This window comes from Actinoallomurus vinaceus (assembly GCF_039542055.1).
Classification (GTDB): Bacteria; Actinomycetota; Actinomycetes; order Streptosporangiales; family Streptosporangiaceae; genus Actinoallomurus; species Actinoallomurus vinaceus.
In genome coordinates this window covers 13,816-31,299 of record NZ_BAABHK010000008.1, presented here as the reverse complement: position 1 = coordinate 31,299, position 17,484 = coordinate 13,816, and the positions used below count along the sequence as shown (strand labels likewise).

25 protein-coding genes are annotated in these 17,484 nt (G+C 67.3%); 12 read left to right on the top strand and 13 right to left on the bottom strand.

The window, feature by feature from the left end; genetic code table 11:
* Positions 1 to 584 precede the first annotated feature (584 nt).
* Both ABEA24_RS26685 and ABEA24_RS26680 read left to right on the top strand, forming a co-directional pair.
* Complete coding sequence (locus ABEA24_RS26685) at positions 585 to 1,715, top strand: hypothetical protein (protein ID WP_345433825.1); 1,131 nt, start codon at positions 585 to 587, stop codon at positions 1,713 to 1,715.
* A 242-nt stretch (positions 1,716 to 1,957) separates the two neighbouring features.
* The gene (locus ABEA24_RS26680; protein WP_345433823.1) at positions 1,958 to 2,539 is read left to right on the top strand and encodes a DUF6461 domain-containing protein; all 582 of its coding nucleotides are present in this window, start codon (positions 1,958 to 1,960) and stop codon (positions 2,537 to 2,539) included.
* Between the two features lie 228 nt (positions 2,540 to 2,767).
* Here ABEA24_RS26680 and ABEA24_RS26675 read toward each other — a convergent pair whose 3' ends face one another.
* A complete protein-coding gene (locus ABEA24_RS26675) occupies positions 2,768 to 3,376 on the bottom strand; it encodes a hypothetical protein (protein WP_345433822.1) in 609 nt (202 codons plus the stop codon).
* 1,006 nt (positions 3,377 to 4,382) lie between these two features.
* Positions 4,383 to 4,607, bottom strand: a complete 225-nt coding sequence (locus tag ABEA24_RS26670; RefSeq protein WP_345433820.1) for a helix-turn-helix domain-containing protein — start codon at positions 4,605 to 4,607, stop codon at positions 4,383 to 4,385.
* A gap of 211 nt (positions 4,608 to 4,818) precedes the next feature.
* Between ABEA24_RS26670 and ABEA24_RS26665 the strand changes: the two genes are divergently transcribed.
* The 8 genes from ABEA24_RS26665 (at position 4,819) to ABEA24_RS26630 (ending at position 10,276) form a co-directional block, all read left to right on the top strand.
* The gene (locus tag ABEA24_RS26665) at positions 4,819 to 5,373 is read left to right on the top strand and encodes a hypothetical protein (protein WP_345433819.1); all 555 of its coding nucleotides are present in this window, start codon (positions 4,819 to 4,821) and stop codon (positions 5,371 to 5,373) included.
* Positions 5,373 to 5,672: an RNA polymerase sigma factor gene (locus ABEA24_RS26660; RefSeq protein ID WP_345433818.1), complete on the top strand. Its 300-nt coding sequence runs from the start codon at positions 5,373 to 5,375 to the stop codon at positions 5,670 to 5,672. Before ABEA24_RS26665 ends, ABEA24_RS26660 begins: the two co-directional genes overlap by 1 nt.
* Positions 5,669 to 5,947 (top strand): hypothetical protein, encoded by a 279-nt coding sequence (locus ABEA24_RS26655; protein ID WP_345433817.1) that lies wholly within the window; start codon positions 5,669 to 5,671, stop codon positions 5,945 to 5,947. The genes ABEA24_RS26660 and ABEA24_RS26655 overlap by 4 nt, the downstream gene beginning before the upstream one ends.
* Entirely contained in the window at positions 5,944 to 6,108 is a 165-nt protein-coding gene (locus ABEA24_RS26650; RefSeq protein WP_345433816.1) for a hypothetical protein, read from the top strand. Before ABEA24_RS26655 ends, ABEA24_RS26650 begins: the two co-directional genes overlap by 4 nt.
* Entirely contained in the window at positions 6,105 to 6,305 is a 201-nt protein-coding gene (locus tag ABEA24_RS26645) for a hypothetical protein (RefSeq protein WP_345433815.1), read from the top strand. The genes ABEA24_RS26650 and ABEA24_RS26645 overlap by 4 nt, the downstream gene beginning before the upstream one ends.
* Entirely contained in the window at positions 6,302 to 7,546 is a 1,245-nt protein-coding gene (locus ABEA24_RS26640) for a DUF2637 domain-containing protein (RefSeq protein WP_345433813.1), read from the top strand. Before ABEA24_RS26645 ends, ABEA24_RS26640 begins: the two co-directional genes overlap by 4 nt.
* 179 nt (positions 7,547 to 7,725) lie before the next feature.
* Positions 7,726 to 7,968 carry a hypothetical protein gene (locus tag ABEA24_RS26635; RefSeq protein WP_345433812.1) on the top strand — a complete coding sequence of 81 codons (243 nt, stop codon included), beginning with the start codon at positions 7,726 to 7,728 and terminating at the stop codon, positions 7,966 to 7,968.
* 79 nt (positions 7,969 to 8,047) lie between these two features.
* Complete coding sequence (locus tag ABEA24_RS26630; RefSeq protein ID WP_345433811.1) at positions 8,048 to 10,276, top strand: FtsK/SpoIIIE domain-containing protein; 2,229 nt, start codon at positions 8,048 to 8,050, stop codon at positions 10,274 to 10,276.
* Between the two features lie 156 nt (positions 10,277 to 10,432).
* Here the strand turns inward: ABEA24_RS26630 and ABEA24_RS26625 are convergent, their stop codons facing one another.
* Entirely contained in the window at positions 10,433 to 10,927 is a 495-nt protein-coding gene (locus ABEA24_RS26625) for an NUDIX hydrolase (protein ID WP_345433810.1), read from the bottom strand.
* Positions 10,917 to 11,660 (bottom strand): helix-turn-helix domain-containing protein, encoded by a 744-nt coding sequence (locus ABEA24_RS26620; protein ID WP_345433809.1) that lies wholly within the window; start codon positions 11,658 to 11,660, stop codon positions 10,917 to 10,919. Before ABEA24_RS26620 ends, ABEA24_RS26625 begins: the two co-directional genes overlap by 11 nt.
* Positions 11,661 to 11,813: 153 nt before the next feature.
* On the opposite strand from ABEA24_RS26620, the gene ABEA24_RS26615 reads away from it, so the two are divergent.
* Together ABEA24_RS26615 and ABEA24_RS26610 are read left to right on the top strand one after the other, a co-directional pair.
* A complete protein-coding gene (locus ABEA24_RS26615; protein WP_345433807.1) occupies positions 11,814 to 12,140 on the top strand; it encodes a hypothetical protein in 327 nt (108 codons plus the stop codon).
* Positions 12,137 to 12,298, top strand: coding sequence for a hypothetical protein (locus ABEA24_RS26610; protein ID WP_345433806.1), 162 nt, complete (start codon positions 12,137 to 12,139; stop codon positions 12,296 to 12,298). The genes ABEA24_RS26615 and ABEA24_RS26610 overlap by 4 nt, the downstream gene beginning before the upstream one ends.
* A gap of 312 nt (positions 12,299 to 12,610) precedes the next feature.
* Here the strand turns inward: ABEA24_RS26610 and ABEA24_RS26605 are convergent, their stop codons facing one another.
* The 9 genes from ABEA24_RS26605 to ABEA24_RS26565 all read right to left on the bottom strand — a co-directional run bounded on the left by ABEA24_RS26605 (position 12,611) and on the right by ABEA24_RS26565 (position 17,469).
* Positions 12,611 to 12,976: a helix-turn-helix domain-containing protein gene (locus tag ABEA24_RS26605; protein ID WP_345433805.1), complete on the bottom strand. Its 366-nt coding sequence runs from the start codon at positions 12,974 to 12,976 to the stop codon at positions 12,611 to 12,613.
* A gap of 4 nt (positions 12,977 to 12,980) precedes the next feature.
* A complete protein-coding gene (locus tag ABEA24_RS53710) occupies positions 12,981 to 13,562 on the bottom strand; it encodes a sigma factor-like helix-turn-helix DNA-binding protein (RefSeq protein ID WP_425551240.1) in 582 nt (193 codons plus the stop codon).
* Positions 13,563 to 13,578: 16 nt separating this feature from the next.
* A complete protein-coding gene (locus ABEA24_RS26595; protein ID WP_345433803.1) occupies positions 13,579 to 13,821 on the bottom strand; it encodes a hypothetical protein in 243 nt (80 codons plus the stop codon).
* Positions 13,818 to 14,168, bottom strand: a complete 351-nt coding sequence (locus ABEA24_RS26590; RefSeq protein ID WP_345433802.1) for a hypothetical protein — start codon at positions 14,166 to 14,168, stop codon at positions 13,818 to 13,820. The genes ABEA24_RS26595 and ABEA24_RS26590 overlap by 4 nt, the downstream gene beginning before the upstream one ends.
* A 189-nt stretch (positions 14,169 to 14,357) precedes the next feature.
* Positions 14,358 to 14,543: a hypothetical protein gene (locus ABEA24_RS26585; RefSeq protein ID WP_345433801.1), complete on the bottom strand. Its 186-nt coding sequence runs from the start codon at positions 14,541 to 14,543 to the stop codon at positions 14,358 to 14,360.
* Between the two features lie 69 nt (positions 14,544 to 14,612).
* Complete coding sequence (locus tag ABEA24_RS26580) at positions 14,613 to 15,191, bottom strand: hypothetical protein (protein WP_345433800.1); 579 nt, start codon at positions 15,189 to 15,191, stop codon at positions 14,613 to 14,615.
* A complete protein-coding gene (locus ABEA24_RS26575) occupies positions 15,112 to 15,669 on the bottom strand; it encodes a hypothetical protein (RefSeq protein WP_345433799.1) in 558 nt (185 codons plus the stop codon). The genes ABEA24_RS26580 and ABEA24_RS26575 overlap by 80 nt, the downstream gene beginning before the upstream one ends.
* Positions 15,670 to 15,871: 202 nt before the next feature.
* The gene (locus tag ABEA24_RS26570; protein ID WP_345433798.1) at positions 15,872 to 17,311 is read right to left on the bottom strand and encodes a DUF3631 domain-containing protein; all 1,440 of its coding nucleotides are present in this window, start codon (positions 17,309 to 17,311) and stop codon (positions 15,872 to 15,874) included.
* Positions 17,308 to 17,469, bottom strand: coding sequence for a hypothetical protein (locus ABEA24_RS26565; RefSeq protein WP_345433797.1), 162 nt, complete (start codon positions 17,467 to 17,469; stop codon positions 17,308 to 17,310). Before ABEA24_RS26565 ends, ABEA24_RS26570 begins: the two co-directional genes overlap by 4 nt.
* Positions 17,470 to 17,484: the final 15 nt, after the last annotated feature.

Sequence of the window (17,484 nt, the reverse complement as noted above, 5' to 3'; positions counted from 1 at the left end):
TGGCCCGTATAGCCTCTGACCTGCGCGAGCATGTGTCCGCTAGTGGCCCTGTCGACCCTTGATCACCGTGCCCAATGGCACGCCAATGGCACGACGACATCCCCACGGAGCCTTGTCACAGGTCTGTCGGTTGCGTGCCATCCTGACGGCGTGATGAGTCGCTCGCTGCGCAGAGTCCTGGCCGTCAAGCCCACAGGCCCCTGGTTGGCGGTAGTCGACGGAGCGTGGCATGTCGAGTCGCCCGCCGGGGTCACGGATACCCCCTGGGAGAGATCGCGCATGTGGCTACTCCCACTCCTAGAACGGCCACGTTGGCGAGGATCGCCAGTGAACTCGGTGAGGATTCCGCCGGTGAAGCCGGGCCATCTCGACGCCTGCCCGTCGTCCGTACGCCACGGTTGGTAGGCGCCCGTCTTCGATCCGTGAACCTTGCCGGCCCCCGCCGCGTCACAAGAGTGTGGCCCGATCACGGGAGCATGGAACAGCGAACTGAGGAGAGTCTCTTGCCTGCGAAGAGGGCTGCTTTCGGCGCGGTCGCAATAGTGACACTGGGCATTTTCCTGACCGGTTGTCGAGGAGGTGCGGTGAACGCCGCTTCGTCTCCCACCAGCACCGCGACTCCGGCCCAGAAAAGCGCGGGGGCTCCCGTGGGTACGCAGGTGAAGGCCGGGGTGAAGTGCACCGACCAGAACGACTATTCGGGTGACTCCAGGTCCAACGCAGAGATCAACAGCATCGGAGAACGGACAGGCCACTGCCCTCCAGTCCGGGCTTCCGCCGCCCCGTCGGGCACGTTCAAACCGCAGCGGGTTACCGGCCCACCGCCACCGAAATCGGGGATCGACCATAACGTCGTAGCGCTCGGCACCGCACGGTTGGCAATGGCCGCGAACCAGACCGCGTACGTGGTCTCGCGGTTGCGCGCGAACGCGGCCACCGTGCGAACGCTGGTGGACAACGAAGTGCGTTGCACGTGGCCGGGCGGCAGCAAGAACCTGGTGATGGGCCAGAACGTCTACGCGGGCACGGGTCAGAACCCGCAGTGGGAAGACACCTGGATCGTCACCAAATTCCTGCTGCACCCCGGCGTGGCCACGACGGCCACCTGCACGACGTACGCGAGGGTCGCCTCGCTTTACAAGCAGACATCTTCGGTGCAGATCGTGGGCGGCTCATTGCGGTTCGCCGACACGTCGGTCACCAACGCGGCGAACGGCAAGCCGCTCGATTTCGAGATCCCATACGGCGACCTGCCGGTGGACCCAACCCACCGGACCGTGCGACAGCCCGCGCTGCCGATCACCACTGCGCCGGCCGGGTTCCGCGAACTCAGCGCCTTCGGCGACGTGGACTACCAGGTGTGTCAGCGCTCCGGCGCGTGCAACAAGGCCGGCTCCTCGACCGCCCGGTTCACGTTGATCGTCAACCAGTGGAATGCGACGGGCAAGAAGATCTGCCACACGAACTCCTCGACGAGCATCACCAAGACGATCCCGTACTGGGTGCACCACGCCGTAGTGCCGTTGTACACCCCGCACTTCGCGGTGTCGAAAGCACCGGGCTGCGCCCCGGTCTTCAACGCCTACGTGCGGGTGGACTGGCTGCGCGGCGAGACCGGCGCGGTGCAGGGCACGGCGGTCGGCCTGCCCGACCGGCGCGGTTCCACCTCGACGCATCGATCGGCGATGAGCCACCTCTACATCGTTCCGGCGTGACCTGATCCCCGGCGTGTCTGTACCGCATCAGATCAAAGGCCCGTTCCGAGTCAGGAACGGGTCTTTGATCTTGACGCGGTTGTCGTCAGCCAGGAGGCGTTTCGTCCCGAACTCTCGGCGGGATCATGGTTGGCGCTGCTGTGCCGCCAGTCACCCTTGGCGGTACGGTCAGGCGACCGTTGACTGCCTTGGAGGGCATCATGGCGGGTCCGACACCTGGTCAGATTGAGCACTATGTGCGAATGTTCGAGCAGTTGAGCGACCTTTCGGAGTATTTTTCGATTGAGGAAAACCTGTCTTGGACGGTGGTACGCCCTCACCAGGCGCGGTTGACCGTGGAAGAAGTGGTACGCCGGTTGGACGGTGAACCGGACACCATGACGACGGACCGGCCGGCTGATTGTGTCTCTGACCTCGAATACGACGACCTAGCTGACACGGTCTTCCTCGAGCAGTGCGGCGACGCGGTCATCATCGTGGGGTTCGGCACCGCCGCCGCCGAGGAGGAGGCGTTGCGGCGGCTTAGCCAGAGCGCCACCGTTCATTCGGTGTTCTGGGCGATCAACAACTTCAACAGGCTCTACTACATCGTCGATGGCGTGGTGGTCACCGAACTGGACATGCTGCGCCCGCTGGACCGGTGGGGTACCGACCCGGAGGCATTGACCGACCACCTCGATGCGTTGCGCGACCTCCACGATCGTTCCGACCCGGGCCCGGACTGGGAGACCGCGATGGCCACCCTGGAGTCGTTGACCGGCCAGCGACTCGATCCTGACTGGTTTGCACATCCTCAACTGCTTGCGAAGGTGAACCGCCGTTAGATGCGCCCCCGAGGCTCAATAATGCCGCAACTCGTCCTGGCGATCCGAAGCTGATCGGCGGAATAGTCCAAGCCGACCACGCTGCGGCCGGTCGCTCATATCGTCTGGAAGTACTGGCCGCCGCCGCATCCCCGGTTCAGGCTGACACATGAGGTGAGGGCAGCCGATGACCCTTACGGCGGTACTGCTGACGTGCGAGCGATGCGGATTATTACCACTCGGAATTACTCACCGTTCGAGCAGCGCGGAAAAGCCCTCTGGGGTAGCCGGGAAGTAGGAGTAGGGGGGCGCGGAGGTCAGTTCGACGTTTCCCTCCGCGTTCACGGTCATTTCGATATAGGTCGAGGCTCCACCCTGATCCTCGCCATGATCGTAACGCCAGTGGTAGCCGACAGTTTCCTTCCGAAGGGTCATTTCAGTGTCTCGATCTATGTCCTCCCAGATCCACACCTCCCGCTCGTAGAGGCGAGGAGAACCCCACCATGAGGTGTATATCATCTGTTCGGAAGCATCATCGGATGCGGCCCAGTCGGAGCGCCAGATCGGACGGAGATGCGCTGGCGTTGCTCGCCGATGATACTCAGCGATTAGATAGTCCACAAAACCCGGTTGGGCGGTCTCGATAGCCTTTATCCGCTCCGCCAAATCACTTGAGCCTGAGAAGACCGTAGCGAGCTGGGCGTTCGTTGGCCGCGCCCGGAATGCATCAGGCTCCCACTGAGGCTTCGATCGAGAAGTGATGAAGCCATCCAGTTGTTGACGAGCTTGCTTAAGGAGCTTGCGTGACCGGAAAAGAGCTTCCCTTCCCGAGTGGGTTGCGATGTCCCCTTCGCGCATGCTTCCTCCCAATGGAACCCACTCTTTGCAGGGTGTTGATCCATCCGACTAAACCCGTCCGCGATGGACCTTCATCAACCGCCGTTGGCGGGACAGATCAGGAGCCTAAGTTACAGACACTGGTGTTTGCTAGAGAGGGGGAAACATCGCCTAGGATTTTGATCTTCAAACCGTGTGAAATGGCGCGCCCTGGCGCGACTCTCCGCGGACCGGGGTGGTGGAGCTGATCCTGCGACCAGTTGCGCCGCCAGATCCGGCTGCGCGCCGGCCGCCATCCCCACCCGGTCGCGGCGGTCGTCGACCCCAGAGCGTCAAGGCCGCCGAGACCTTCGCCCGCCGCGATCGCGGATGGACCATCCCCACACAACAGCACCCACCTTGGCCGCCCACCAGCACAAACAACGGCCATCACCCAGCACTTTCAAGACCATCTACCAGCCCTTTCAGATGGCCGCTGGCAGGTGGGCCGGCCTACGGCTTTCAGCGGTGTTCCGCATCGGCTGGGGTGGCCGACCGGTCTCGGGACGGGACCGGTCCGCAGAGGCCGCATGCCCGGCCCGAGGGCCGGGCGGCTGCCCCGGCGGCCCGCTTTGGAGGAATCCGCGGGCGGTGCCGTCGCCGGGGACCAGTCCGGGGTAGACCCGTTCGGGCAGCGCGGCGACGCGCCACCCATCAGCTGCTACCGGTTCGTGGTCGGGCACGCGGTCGATGCGGGCGAACAGGACACCGGCGGCGTAGGAAGGCCGCTGTTAGCAAAGGCGTTAGCAAAAAGCCCCCTCGCGTGATCGCAAGGGGGCTTTGACCTGGGCGCAGCCGGAGGGATTCGAACCCCCAACCTTCTGATCCGTAGGGGAGTGCCGAACGTCCTCCGGCGTCCACACAGTCCGTAGACGCAGGTCAGGGTCCGTCAGACGTCCATCCGAGACGTCATGATCCGTGCCCGGCTCGTCAGTCTGTGAGACATGTGTGAGAGACCATCACCGCCGTGATCGTGCTCTGCAACCGTTCAGCCCTCTTGCGCCGGCCCCGCATCAGGCTCTCGGTCCTCCGACCGGACAATCCTCCTGATCTGCTGGCGCGTGTACCCGGTGGCGTCGCAGATCTCCTTCTGCTGCACACCGTCCTTGTCTGCCTGCCGGATCGCCTCGGCGAGTTCGCGCCGCAAGACGTTCGTGCGGGTCTCTGACTCCCGGAACCGCTTCGCCAGGTGCGCCAACGATCGCTTGTCCACGACACATAGTGTTCCATCCACGCTCATGGAACATGAGGTTACATAGCCATGGCATGGATTACTAGGTCAGTCACCCTTGACGATGGAACATCATGTTCCCTAATGTGAGGGCTGTAGCGCACGACCCCCACAAACGGGACGGGCCCGCCCGGTGCTCGCAACACCGGAACGGGCCCTTAGGTCGAACCCCTACGCGGAGGAGTCCAACCTCATGGAGAAGCGTAAGCCTCTCTGCTCGCTCCCTTGGTGCGACAGCGACCACCTCGACGACGCCCCCACCATCGCCCGGCACCGGAAGACGCTCGGAGAGCGCACGTTCGGCGACGCCCTGACCGTGACTGTGGTCGCCCGGTGGGCCGAGCACCGCGACGGTCGTACCGGCGTCCTGCCGCACATCACGATCAACACGACCGGCCTGCCGGAGGCCAACGGCCTCGATTTCACCCCCCGCGACGCCGCCGAGCTCTCCGAGCTGCTGTCGGCGCTGTGGCCGGGCGAGGGCGTGCAGTGGCTCGCGGCCATGCTCGCGGCCGGCGCCGTAACCCTCGCCCCGCACGAGGACCGCGAACACGACGGAGAGCCGCACGTCGTCACCGAGGACGCGCCGCAGCGGACCGGCAAGGACCGGTTCACTTGGGGGCTGATCACGGACGTCTTCGACACCCTGCACAAGCACGGATACCGGCAGGGAGACGACCAGCACACCGGCCGTGCTATCGGCATGCTCTTCGACCTCGTCGACGTGTACGAGGGGGGCGACCTGTGATGACGATCCTCGACGAGCGCGACGTCACCACCCTGTACACCGAGCAGGCCGAGCGGATCCGGCGCATCATCGCCGCGCAGCTCAAGCCCGCTGACAAGCACGTCGCCGACGACCTCGCACAGGAAGTCTGGTTGGGCTTCTGGCGGACGCAGCTGCGCGGCACGGACGTCACGTGCCCCGCGGCGCTGCTCGCCACGATGGCCCGCCGGCGCGTCGTCGACCACTACCGCCTCGCCCGCGTCCGCCGCGAGGTCTGCTGCGAGGACATGGGCGTGTACGCGGAAGGGGCCGCGCGATGACGATCACGCGTCCGCTGCCCGAATGGGCCGACGAGGTCACCAACGCCCTGATGAACGTCAACCGGCACGGCCGCGGCGAGGGCCAGCTCGACCAGCTCGAGCGCGACTTGCTCGACCTGGTCTGGCTGCGGCTGCAGCACCGTCTCAACGGTCTCCGCCCGGACACCGACCTCGACCGGCGCGCCGGCACCACGTGGGAGGCCACGATCGCCCACATGAGCCGCGGCGTCATCGAGCGTCTCCGGGCCGACATCCGCAAGGAGGAACAGCGATGAACCAGATCCTCGACGAGGCGCTCACGGAGGTCTACGCCGCCCTCGACGGGCTGCTGACCCTCCCGACCGGCGAGGCGCTCCGACAGCTCCGCGAGGGCATCGAGATCACCGACCGGATCGGCGTCCGCCTGGGCGTCGACGGGAAGCAGGGTGCGGCGTGAGCACGTCACAGCTCATCCACCAGGCCGGCGCCGTGACCGTCACGTGGGTGCTGCTGCTGACCCTCGTCGTGGTCGTGCTGCGGCTGCTCGCCCTGCCGTTGGTGCTCGCCGCCATGGTCCTCGACAAGGGTGCGGAACTCGCCGCCATCCCCCTCAGCGTCTCTACGACTTCACCGGATCGGAGGTATCGCCGATGAGTTGGGACGTCCGATCCGAGCGGATCACCGCCAAGGCGCAGGCCGCCAAGGCACAGGCCGAAGCCGAAGCGATCCGCGTACAGACCGACGCCGCGCGGGCACAGGTCGAGGACGAACGCGCTGCCCGCGCCGACCGGCGGAAGGCCGAGCGGCGGCAGGAGCGCCGGAAGCGGTGGGCCGACCAGCGTGCGGCCGTGGCCGGCCGGGTACGCCGGTACGCCGTACCGGTGGCTGCGATCGGCTCACCGGAGGTCATTGCATGGGCCGGGCAGTACGGCTTCGGCGCCGAGAAGATGCATCTCGGTGTGCTGGCGCCGCTGCTGCCGGTCGCGCTTGAGGGCGGTGTCCTGTACTCCGCCACGCTGGCGCTCGAAGCCGTCGACGCCGGGAAGCCCGCCGGCAAGTACCGGGCGGCCACGTGGGTACAGGCCGCGATTGCGGCGGCGCTGAACTACTGGCACGGCTCGAAGGACGGCGCTGACGTCGGCGTGGCCCTGGCGCTTACCTCGCTGCTCGGCATTGTGATGCTTGAGCTGACGATCGCCCTACGTCGCCACAAGAACAGCGGCCGGTCCGCTACGGAGCTTCGTACCGGGCTGGTGCGCCGGATCCGGTACCCGCGTCTGTCGATAGCCGCTACTGCGATCGCCGCAGCGCGCGGCCTCGACGTCGAGGCGGCATGGCGGGCGGCGTGGGTCGACCGGTACGGCATCGGCCCGGACTCGACTCGCCGCGACCGGCGCACCGCCCGCGTGATCCTCGCCCGCCAGCAGCGCGCCGACCGTAAGGCCGCCAAGGCGGGTCACCTCGCCATCGTCGACGGCGCGATCGTCCGGCCGGCACCGACCGAAGCCGAGCGGCAAGCCGAAGCGTTCGCGGTCCTGTTCGGACTCGACCTGTCTGACGAGGCGCTCGCCGACTGGCTCATTGACCCCCCAGACGACGGGGTCATATCGGCCACCGACCCCCCGGACACGGACGGGCCGCAGGGTAGCGCGCGGGCCGCGAAGCGACCGGATCAAATCTCCAGCGACCAGGGAGAACACGAGCAGGGACCGGCCGATGATGACCGGCTCAAAGCAGCGGAGACGCGGCGTGCCCGCGGGCAGCAGACTCGCGCCCGGATCGCCGCCTACATCGCCAGGCGCCCGAACGCCACGGTCGAGCAGATCGCCAAGGCGCTCGACATGAGCACCGCGACCGTGAAGCGGCATCGCCGCGCGATTCAGTCCGGCGAGTGACCCACTACAGGGAGGAACACCGAGATGGCCCAGAGCGACTGGCTCGTTATGGCGCAGTCGACCGACTCCAGCGTCAAGCCGTGCAAGGACTGCAACGGCGCCGGAACCAACTGCTCGACCTGTAACGGGTTCGGCTACTGAACCCCGACCTGCACGAACCGAACGGAAGGAACACCGAGATGGGTTTCTGGGGCAAGAAAGCCGGCGAGATGGTCGACGCCTCCAACGAGCAGCACCGCCAGGCCATCGAGGCGAAGGACCGCGGCGACATGAAGGCGTACAAGCGGCACATGAAGGCGGCTTCCGCGTTCGGCTCTGAGGCTCGTGATGCCCACGAGCAGGGGCAGCGGGAGCGCGAGGCCGCGCTCAAGGAGCTCGACCGTCAGCAGGCGGCCTACTGGCGGAAGAAGCTCGGCAACTGACCTGTAAGCCGCGGGCGGCGGCCGTCCGCCAAGACCAGTGCCGCCGCCCGCTCCCAGCCAAGCGACTGGAGACTCCAGAATGACGGTTCACAGCCACGATGGCGACTTCCGCGCGGAGGTCGTTCCGCTCCGACCGGAGGAGCACCGAGAGCACCACCGGGAGCACGACGCCCCCGAGCGGGAGCACCGCTCCCCGGTGATCCGGGAGCAGGACGGCGAGATCCTCGACGCGGTCATCGTCGAGGAGACGCCGGCCGTTCCCGTCGACTCCCCGGTGGTCACTGGGGAGCGCGGTGGCTGGTTGCAGGAGCGGCGCTCCTACCTCGACACCGCCCCCGCAGTCATCCCGACGTGGCTGCGGAACAAGACCGAGTTCGTCGAGAACAGCAAGCTCGGTGCCCGCTACTACGGCCACAAGGCGGCGTTCCACGCGGCCCGCACTCCCGTCTACGCGCTGCGGCTGATGTCCAAGTCACCGCGCGGAACGGCCCGCCTGACGCGCCGCTGGTATCTGTGGATCACCGACGCTGAGGCACGCCCTGTCATGGCTAAGGCCGCTGCTCAGGCCGACCCTGGGGCGTGGATGGCGCTCACGACCATGCAGACCAAGAGGACCGGTCCGCGGCGGCGTCAGTCGCTTGTGGTGGCCGTACCGGCGGGCGTGCTGGTGCTGCTGGCGGCGTTCCTGCTGCCCGGTTGGGCGCTCGCCGCCGCAGCGGCCGGCGTCGCCTCGCTGCTCGGGTTGGCCGGCCGTGACGGTGACAAGCCGATCGTTTCCCGGTACGTCTCGATTCACATCATGCGTCCGCTGTCCTCCCCGGAGGTCGAGGGCGCTTTGGAGGCGATCGGCGTCAAGGGCAAGTCCGATTGGGCCGAGCCGATCCAGACGGACGGGCCTGGTTGGCGCGCCGAGCTCGACCTTCCGCCCGGTGCTCTCGCCTCGACGGTGCAGGAGAAGCGGGCCGAGCTGGCGGGCGCTATGCGCCGGCCGCTGACGACCGTTTGGCCGGGCACCGACACCGACGCGCACCCCGGACGGCTCGTGCTGTGGGTCGCCAAGCAGGATCCGAGCAAGATGCCGCGGCGGCTGTGGCCGCTGCTCAAGTCCGGTCAGTGCTCGCTGTTCGACCCGGTTCCGTTCGGGTTCTCCCCGCGCGGCGCCCTGGTCGAGCTCCCGCTGATGTACTCCAACGTGCTCATGGGCGGCGTGCCGGGATCCGGGAAGACGTCGGCCGTGATGGCGATCGCTGCGGCCGGCGCCCTCGACGTCACCTGCGAGGAGTGGATCTACGAACTCAAGGGGTCCGGTGACCTCGAAGGGCTCAAGCCGATCTGCCACCGATACGTCTCCGGCGACGACGACGAGCACTGCGCCGCCGCCCTCGACGGGCTCAAGGCGCTTGAGAAGGAGCTGAAGCGCCGGAAGGCCGTCATCGCTGAGCTTCCGGTCGACCAGGTCCCGAACGGCCGCAAGACGTATCCGCACCTTGCCGCGCGCAAGCACCTGCGGCTACACCCGCTGCTCGCCATCTTCGACGAAGCACACACGCTGTTCGAACATGAGGAGTACGGCAAGGAAGCGGGCGAGATCGCCGCGCGGCTCATCCGCAAAGCCCGCGCTTACGGGATCATTCTGATCTTCACGACGCAGCGGCCGGACGCCAAGAGCATCCCGAAGGGCGTCAGCGATAACGCGATGCTGCGGTTCTGCCTCGCGGTCGCCGGCCACACCGCCAATGACCTCATCTTGGGCACCTCGATGTACCAGCGCGGCGTGCGCGCCACGATGTTCGACCCGAGCAAGGAGCAGGGCACAGGGTGGCTTGCCCGCTCGGCGCTGAACACCGAGATCGTCCGGGCGGCGTTCATCACCCAGGAAGAGTCACACGACATCGGCCGGCGCGCCTACGCCCTCCGTAAGGCCGCTGGCACGCTGTCCGGTGAGGCCGCGGGCGAGGTCGTTGAGCGGGTCGACGACAGCACGCTCGTCGACCACCTGCGGGCGATCTGGCCGGCCGGGGAGGACACGATGCACTCCCACCGGCTCGTCGAGGCGCTCGCCGACTGGCGACCCGACCTGTACGGGGCGTGGGTGGCCACCGATCGGCCGGTCGAGGCGATGAGCGAGGAGGAGCTCCGGGAGCTCCGCTCCGCCCGCTCCACGATGCTGTCGAACGCTCTGCGGCCCTTCGGTGTCCGCACGCGCCAGATCAACAAGCGGAGCGATGGCGGCGGCGGTAAGGGCGTCCGCTTCGAGGATCTGCCGGAGCGCCGCGGCGGCGTCGAGGACGATCCGGACGACGAGTGAGCGGGTTCACCGGGGGCGAAACCGGTTTCGCCCCTGGTATCGCTGAATCCCTGCCTCGACCTGGGCGGTTACGGGTTTCGCCTCCCGCCCGGCAAGGCCACGAAACGGCCCTCTCGGCACTCGTCGAGGGGGCCGTTCCCGTACCCGGAACCGCTGTCAGTCGACGTGCGGAGCGTCCGAGCTCAGCCCGTGCTCGATCCGGCGGCGCAACGCCGGATGGATCTCATACCCGCCGAGTTCGGCCGGGTCGACCCACCGGACCTCCGACGCCTCATCCGTCGTCGTCATCTCCCCGCCCACCGGACGGGCGTGCAAGCAGACGTTCACCGGCTGCCGTACCTCGGTCACCTTCTTGCCCTTGCGGTACTCGATGACGTGATCTGGGGTGGTGAACACGCCAACCAGGCCGGTGACCTCGATCTCGACGCCGGTCTCTTCCTGGCATTCCCGGATCCCGCACTGCGTGATGGTCTCGCCCTTCTTCAGGCCTCCCGTGGGGATCGTCCACAGCCCGTTATCGGTGCGGCGCAGCAGCAGCACACGACCGGCCTCGTCACGCACCAGGACGCTCGCAGAGGGCTTACGGCTCGTCGGTGTGGGTGCGTCTGGGTCCTGCCAGTGGTCGACCCTGCGGGTCTTCTTAGGGCTCATGGTGGGGCTCTCCATCGAGGGGCCGGGCCGATGCCCATACCCGCTCGAAGCTTTCGAGGTACGTGTTGAAGTAGGCGCCGTCCACGCGCCGAAGGTGCATCACCGGCGTGTACGCCGCGAGGATCCCGTACACGTGCGTGTTGACGAGCAACTCGTCGTCGAAGCGATAGATGGAGTTGTAGAGCGGGGTGTCGTGAAGGCGGATCTCGGCCAGGCCGGCGAGGGGCCGGTATTGGGCCAGCACCGCGGAGACGCGGCCGGCGACACCTCCGCCGATCTCCTTCTCCGTGTCCCGGTAGGCCAGTTGTCTACCGTCCGGGTCACCGATGAGCAGCCGCACTCGTGCTCCCGCTTCCGCGCGGGCCCGTAGCGTCGGGATCCAGTCCGGGTGTTCCTCGGTGAGGAACAGACCCGCAAAGGCGAGGTAGTCGACGCTGCGCTCTGCCTGCCGTAGGAGTTCGGTCCACAGGTGCCGGGGGACCTCGCTTCGGCGCGGCCATGTGGCGACCAGTTCGGCGCCTGCTAATGACGCCCGGTCGACGGACTGCGGCCACAGATAGCTCTCGTCCTCCTGCAGAATCGCCGCGACCCGGTACCGGGTGCGCGGGTAGGGCACGACGTCGCCGCGGATCCAGCGCTCGACCGACTTGGCACTGACCTCCGCAGAGCCAGCGAGAGAGTCAATGTCGAAGCCGGCCCGTAGCATCGCGCGGCGCAGACGCTCATTCACCATGTCCGGCAGCGTGCCATCTACCGACACCTAGCGGCATACACATGCGGGACAGATGTCGGTAGATGTCTTGCGGTGTCATCGCCCTGCCCTGTGAGCTGCGGCGAAGCTAATCCCGCGATTGCAGGTGACTCCGAGTGAATCGGCGGACACGTCATGGATCAGCAGCAGGCCAACACCGAGACGGCACCAACCTTCGACCAGGTCCGGGCGTTAACGCTGCAGCTCGCCCCGCTGCTCATCCGCGCCGGCCTGAACGTCGCCGTTCGCCGAGATGGCGTCGTCGAGGTACGCAACCCCGGCGACACTCGCATGACACAGCCCCTCGTCGTCCGGGAGCACCAGGGCGGCCCGTGGTGGCACTGGCAATGGTCGGGGCCGACCCGCGACGGACCCCCGGAACACGAGCCAATGGTGCCGGTCGGTGACGTCGAGGAAGCGGCGCGCCGCATCAGCAACGTGCTTTCGGTGATCGACGCATGAGCTATTCCGAAGAGCTCGAGGGCCTCCGCGAAGCGCTTGAGCTACCCACGGTCGGACGACTCCGCCAGGCCGGCGACCTCGACCGGCTGCGGCACCTCGTCAAGGAGTACGTAGACGAGTCCGAGCAGATCTACTCGGAGTTGTTCGGGCCGCTCTAGAGCCGGGCGCGTCGTCCCTGTCCTACTGGGGAAGGTCCGGCCGGTGCGGCGCGCCCACCATGCTCCGTGTGGTCACCTCGCTCCGTGGTGGCCATGCGGGGACCGGTCGCGGCAGTATCAGGCGGGACGCTGCCGCGACCACCAGACTCCGCACGGCCGGTCCGGCGCCCCCAGCAATGGCCGGCCGTGCGGGCACGACGGGGGCCGCAGCGTCGGAACGGGAATCCCAGCGCTGCGGCCCCTTCTCTTGGTCCTGATTTTGTAGCTCTCGGGCCGGTGAGACGGCGTGAGACAGCGTCGCTCCGCTGCAGGTCACGCCCCATGCGGAATGGTCGCATCGGATGGGAAGTCAGATGCGGAGACCCCTCTTCCGGGGCGCCAGTCACGCCCGACGCCCGACAGCGCCTCGCTCCGCAGCGCTCCGGCGTCAGCAGGGTTCAGCCGGTATGCGCGGATGAGTGTCTCGGCGACAACCGTTGAGGGAGCCCTCCGGGCCGCCTCAAGCTCGGCCAGGTATCCGTATGCGACGCCGGTCTCTTTGCTCGCACGGCGGTATGACCAGCGCCGGGCCTGCCGGTAGCGGCGAAGCATTGCCGCCGTGTCCGAATCGAGGGTGCGGCGCGGCTCGTGATGCCGTTCGCCACGGCCCCGAGCGGAAATGGTGTTCTCCATGGCCATGCGGTCACCGCTCCCTGTCGGGCGCGTCGTCGTGGTGTTCTCCTTGGGTGGCGCTGTTGCGGCGTTCTCCAAGGGTGGAGCCGGCGGCGCTGTTGCGCTGTTCTCCATGGGGTTGCTCGATCTGGCGGGGTTCCATGGGGTCGCTACCGATCTCCGCAGCGTCGTCGGCAGCGAGTTCGGCGTTGAGGCGTGCGATCTCGGCGTCGATGGCGTCCATGGTGATGACTTGCATCCGAGTGGGCGCGTCGAGGCCAAGGAGCCGCGCTTTCCGCTCTGCCCATCCACGGATGGCGTTCCAGGCATCGACAGCCGGACGGGGCCGCGTGTGGTCGTGGGCGATGTCGAGGAGGTCGGCGATGGCGTCGTCGATGAGGATCAGTTCCTCGGCACGGTGCTCGTCGACGTGCCGGGCCGGTACCTCAGCGAGAGCGCGCGTGTAGAGCTGGTGTGCGCGCTGCGGACTGACACCGAGACGGCGTCCGATCTCGGCGAAGCTGAGGCGCTGTCGACGGAACGCGACGACTTTGGCGCGGCGTTCTGCTGCTGTGAGGGCGGCGAGGTCGCCGCTGACGGAGGATCGGCTCATCAAGGGGCCTCTGTGGCTAGTTGACGGGCGCCGGCGGGTTGGCGAGTTGTTCGGCAAGGTTCCGGAGGACGACGAGGGGGTCGACGCCCGCGGGGACCAGGCCGTTGATGTGCCGGTGTGCGGCGGCGACGTCTCCGCTTTCGGCGAGGTGCCGGATGGTGCGGGCGGCCTGCCAGGCGGGCGTGGTGGTGGCGTCGTGGCTGTCGGCTGGTACGGCGAGGGTGTGGGGGTTGACGATCTGTTCCTGTGGGCGGCTCATCGGGTGTCTCCTCGGGTGAGGGGGCTGTCCCATCCGTCGAAGAACGGGGCGCGGTCGGGGCGGCGGTTGTTCAGGTCGTCGAAGACGCCCGCCCAGTGCTGTGCGGAGTGGTTGGCGAACTCGGCGGGATCCATCTTGTGGAGCGGCACGGCGGGCTCGGTGGGAGGGCTCGGCTGTGCGGGCTGCGGCGTGGTCTCGGTGATGTGGGTCCGCGGTGTGGTGGTTTCAGCGAGGCGACGTGCCTTGTATGCCTCGATGGCGTCCGCCCAGGTCTTCCCGGGGTTGGCTTTCAGCCATGCCTTCCGTTCGGCTAGGCCGCGCTGGTAGTTCTCGGAGAGTTGCGCCATGGTTCGTGTCCTTCCGGGGGTTGGTTTGGGTGATGGGTTCCGGGCCGCGGCGCCACCGCGCGCAGGACGGGTCTCCGCCGGGGAGAAGGCCCTCGGCTCGTCGTCCTTAGCTCCCGCGACGCCTGCGGAATCCACCCAGACATTCGGCGTGCGGGTGACGTTGACGCCCGATGGCGCGCGGCCCGGTGGTCATGCGGCGGGCGAACCGGTCTGGGTCGCGGCGTCGAACAGTGCAGCGAGTTCTCTCCGGTCCATGCGGCGGAGCGTTTCGCCGTCGGGCAGCGTGACCGGCGTGCCGGTGGGCTTCGGCTCGGTGTTCTCGATCACGGGCCTGTGTGCGTCGGCGCCGGCGTTGGCGAACTCGCTGAGTGTCATGGTGCAATTCCTGCTCATGGGGGTGTTCTCCTCTGTCCGGTTTCGCGGTTCGCGCGGCTGGTCCACGGGTCATATCTGGCCGTAGTAGATGGCACGCAAGATCGGGTTGCGGCCTTCCAGAACGGCGCTCACCTCGCTCGGCCCGAACACGCGGGCGGGTTCCGCCTCGCCGATGCTGACGAGGAGGTTCTGTATCTCCTGCCGGGCGACACCGACAGCGCCCTGATGGGACAGCGCGGTTTGCAGGCTCTGCTTGACGGCGTCGACGCCGGCGCGGGCGGCGGCGAGGTGCCGGTTCATCTCGTCCATGCTCTCGGCTTCGGTCGCTCGCATGTCCTCGACCTGGCGGTGTACTTCTTCGCGGCGCTGCTGCTCGGCGATCCGTCGCTGCTCGGCCTGCCGCGTGTTCTCGATCTCTTGCTGCATCTCGGCGAGGACACGCGCGGTCGCTTCGGCGACTCCGTATTCCTGGCGGGCCGGGCCGAGTTCGGCCTGAAGGTTGCTCGCGGTGTCGTAGTCGGAACGCTCGAGGGCGGCGTTCAGGTCTTGCTCGAGCTGCGAGACGCGTTCACGCAGCGGGGCAACCGCCGCCTGCGCCATCGATAGCCGCGTCCCGAGATCCGTCGTCTCCGGGTCCGTCACCGTCATGTGCGCCTCTCCGCTTGGTCCGGTAGGCGATCACGTCGACGAGGTACAGGCGGCGTCTCCCGCTGTCGTCCTTGTAGCCCCGGATCTCTTCGGAGACTGCGAGTTGGCGGGCCCGCTCGGCAGTAACACCGAGCATTGCGCCGGCTTCCGTCGTCGTGATCGTTTCCTCTTGCGAGATCCACGATCCGGCGATTTGGGCGGGACCAACAACGATCGTTTTGGTTGTCCCCAAGCGCGCGGCGGCGCGGTGTTGTGCAGCTTCGTGTTCGCGGGCTGCTTCGCTCATCACGTCGATGTACGCGAGTAGCGCCCTGCCCACCTGGGGCTGCCGAGCGGTGCCGGGCGGGACTCGGCCGGCGAGGTAGTCACACAGAAGCATGAGCCATCCGGCGACCTGGGCGACGTCATCAGCGGGGATGAGCACACCCGGCGTGGCGATGGTCTGGGGCTGCGGGCGTTGTCTGCCGGGGGTGGTCATGGGGTCTCCGGATTGGCGTTGGTCGTTGCCGCGGCGGCCCGGTTGGGGCTTGCCCTTGACTCCCGTGACCGCTGTACGACGCACGTGGCGTGCCACCATCGGCCGGCGACGAGGGCGATCAAGGTTCCTCGGATGAGCGTCGTCCGGCAGGCCGGGCAGACGCCGCCGCACCGTCTGGCTTTCATCACGCGGGTCGCGCGGGTCATGACGCCCCCTGCGCTGCTCGTGCTTCGCACTCGTCGTTCGGGTGACAGGTCTGCCCGGGAGTGCTGATGCGCATCGGTTCGCCGCAGCCCGCGCAGATACCGGTAACCTCGGAAACCTCGGTAACTTCCCTGCTCAGAGCGGTTACCGCAGATTTTCCGGTTACCGATTCATCGGTAACCGCCATTTGCTCGGTAACCGCCTGACCTGCAGGGTTACCGGGATTACCGGGGTTACCGACTTTCTCGGCTTGCGGTGGCAGGTAGCGGCTCCATGCGTCGCCGAGTCCCGCACTGACGCCCTCGCTGTCCTCGTGACCGGCGACCATGTATCCCTTTACGGTCGCCTTGCCGTCCTTAAAGGTCTTGCGCAAAACGTCGTACTTCTTCAGCTCGAACGACAGCCGGCGGGCGTCGAGTGGCTTGCCGCGGAGATCCGACCAAGGCGCCTCTTCCAGCTCGACCAGGGCGTCGATGATGTCGACGGTCGACATGCGTTGACGGTGTTCGGCGATCGTTCCGTCCGGGCGCCGCACAGTGAACGCTTCGCGGAGGTCAGACAGCAGGCGGATACCGAGCGACAGAGACGCCTGTCCGGGTCCGAGAACGAAGTGCTTGCACGCCTCCCGTGCTCGCTTTGCCCATTCGTCTCCGGCGGCGTCAGCAACGGCGAGGATGGCCTTCCAGACTTCGGCGGGCCGGTCGACCACGCCGGCGGGTGTCTCCGGCCGGGCCTTACCCAGGTGGTCAGCGATCGAGACGACCCACTTCTCAAGAGCCGCAGCGATCGGTGCTGCTTCCTCTTCGGCGTCCTCCTCGTAGAACGGTTCGACGTGCTCACCGATGGCGCGACGGCGCATGTGGATCGTGATGGCGCGCGTCGTGATCGTCGGGGGCATGTTTCCGGCGATCCCGGCGAGGGCGACGGGGGCGAACACCTTGAACCGCTGCACCTGCATCTTGGCGGCGTCACCGACGCATCGCGGGATCGTCGCGCCGCGCTTGTACCCGGCATTCAGCAGCGCGCGAAGATCCTCGTAGTTGCCCGCGTTCTTGGGGTTGAAGACGGCGTCAACCTCGTCAAACAACAGGGTGAGGTGGTCGTCGTAGATCATGCGGAAGATCGCGGCCGTAGTCGGTGACAGCACCATCTCGGGTTTGCGGCATACGAGGTTAAGCAGCTCCAACACCCTGGTCTTGCCGCTCTGCGGTTCGGCGGAGTCCGCGACGAGACGGGGGGTGACGTAGAACTTGTCAGCGGCCCACGTGTGCGCGGCCCACAGAGCCACGACCGGCAGGCAGTGGTCCGAAGGGAACCGCACGTACTGGCCGATGAAGCCGGCTACCTGGTTGAGGACACGTTCGCCCTCGGCGCGCTGCTCGGCAGTGAGCGGCTCGGGTGCCTTCTTCTCGTTGACCGCTTTGAGGTGACGACTCATGCGGCCCCCCGCTCGTCGCGGACGCGGACGCGGTCGCTGGTCGTGGGCGGCTCGTACTCGGCGCCGAACCCTTCGAAGTCACCGGGTCGCGGGTCGCCGAAGTGCTCGCGGCCTCCCGGACCCCAGCGGAGCGCCTCAAGCTCTGCGTGGCTGCGCATCCTCGTGATGCTGCT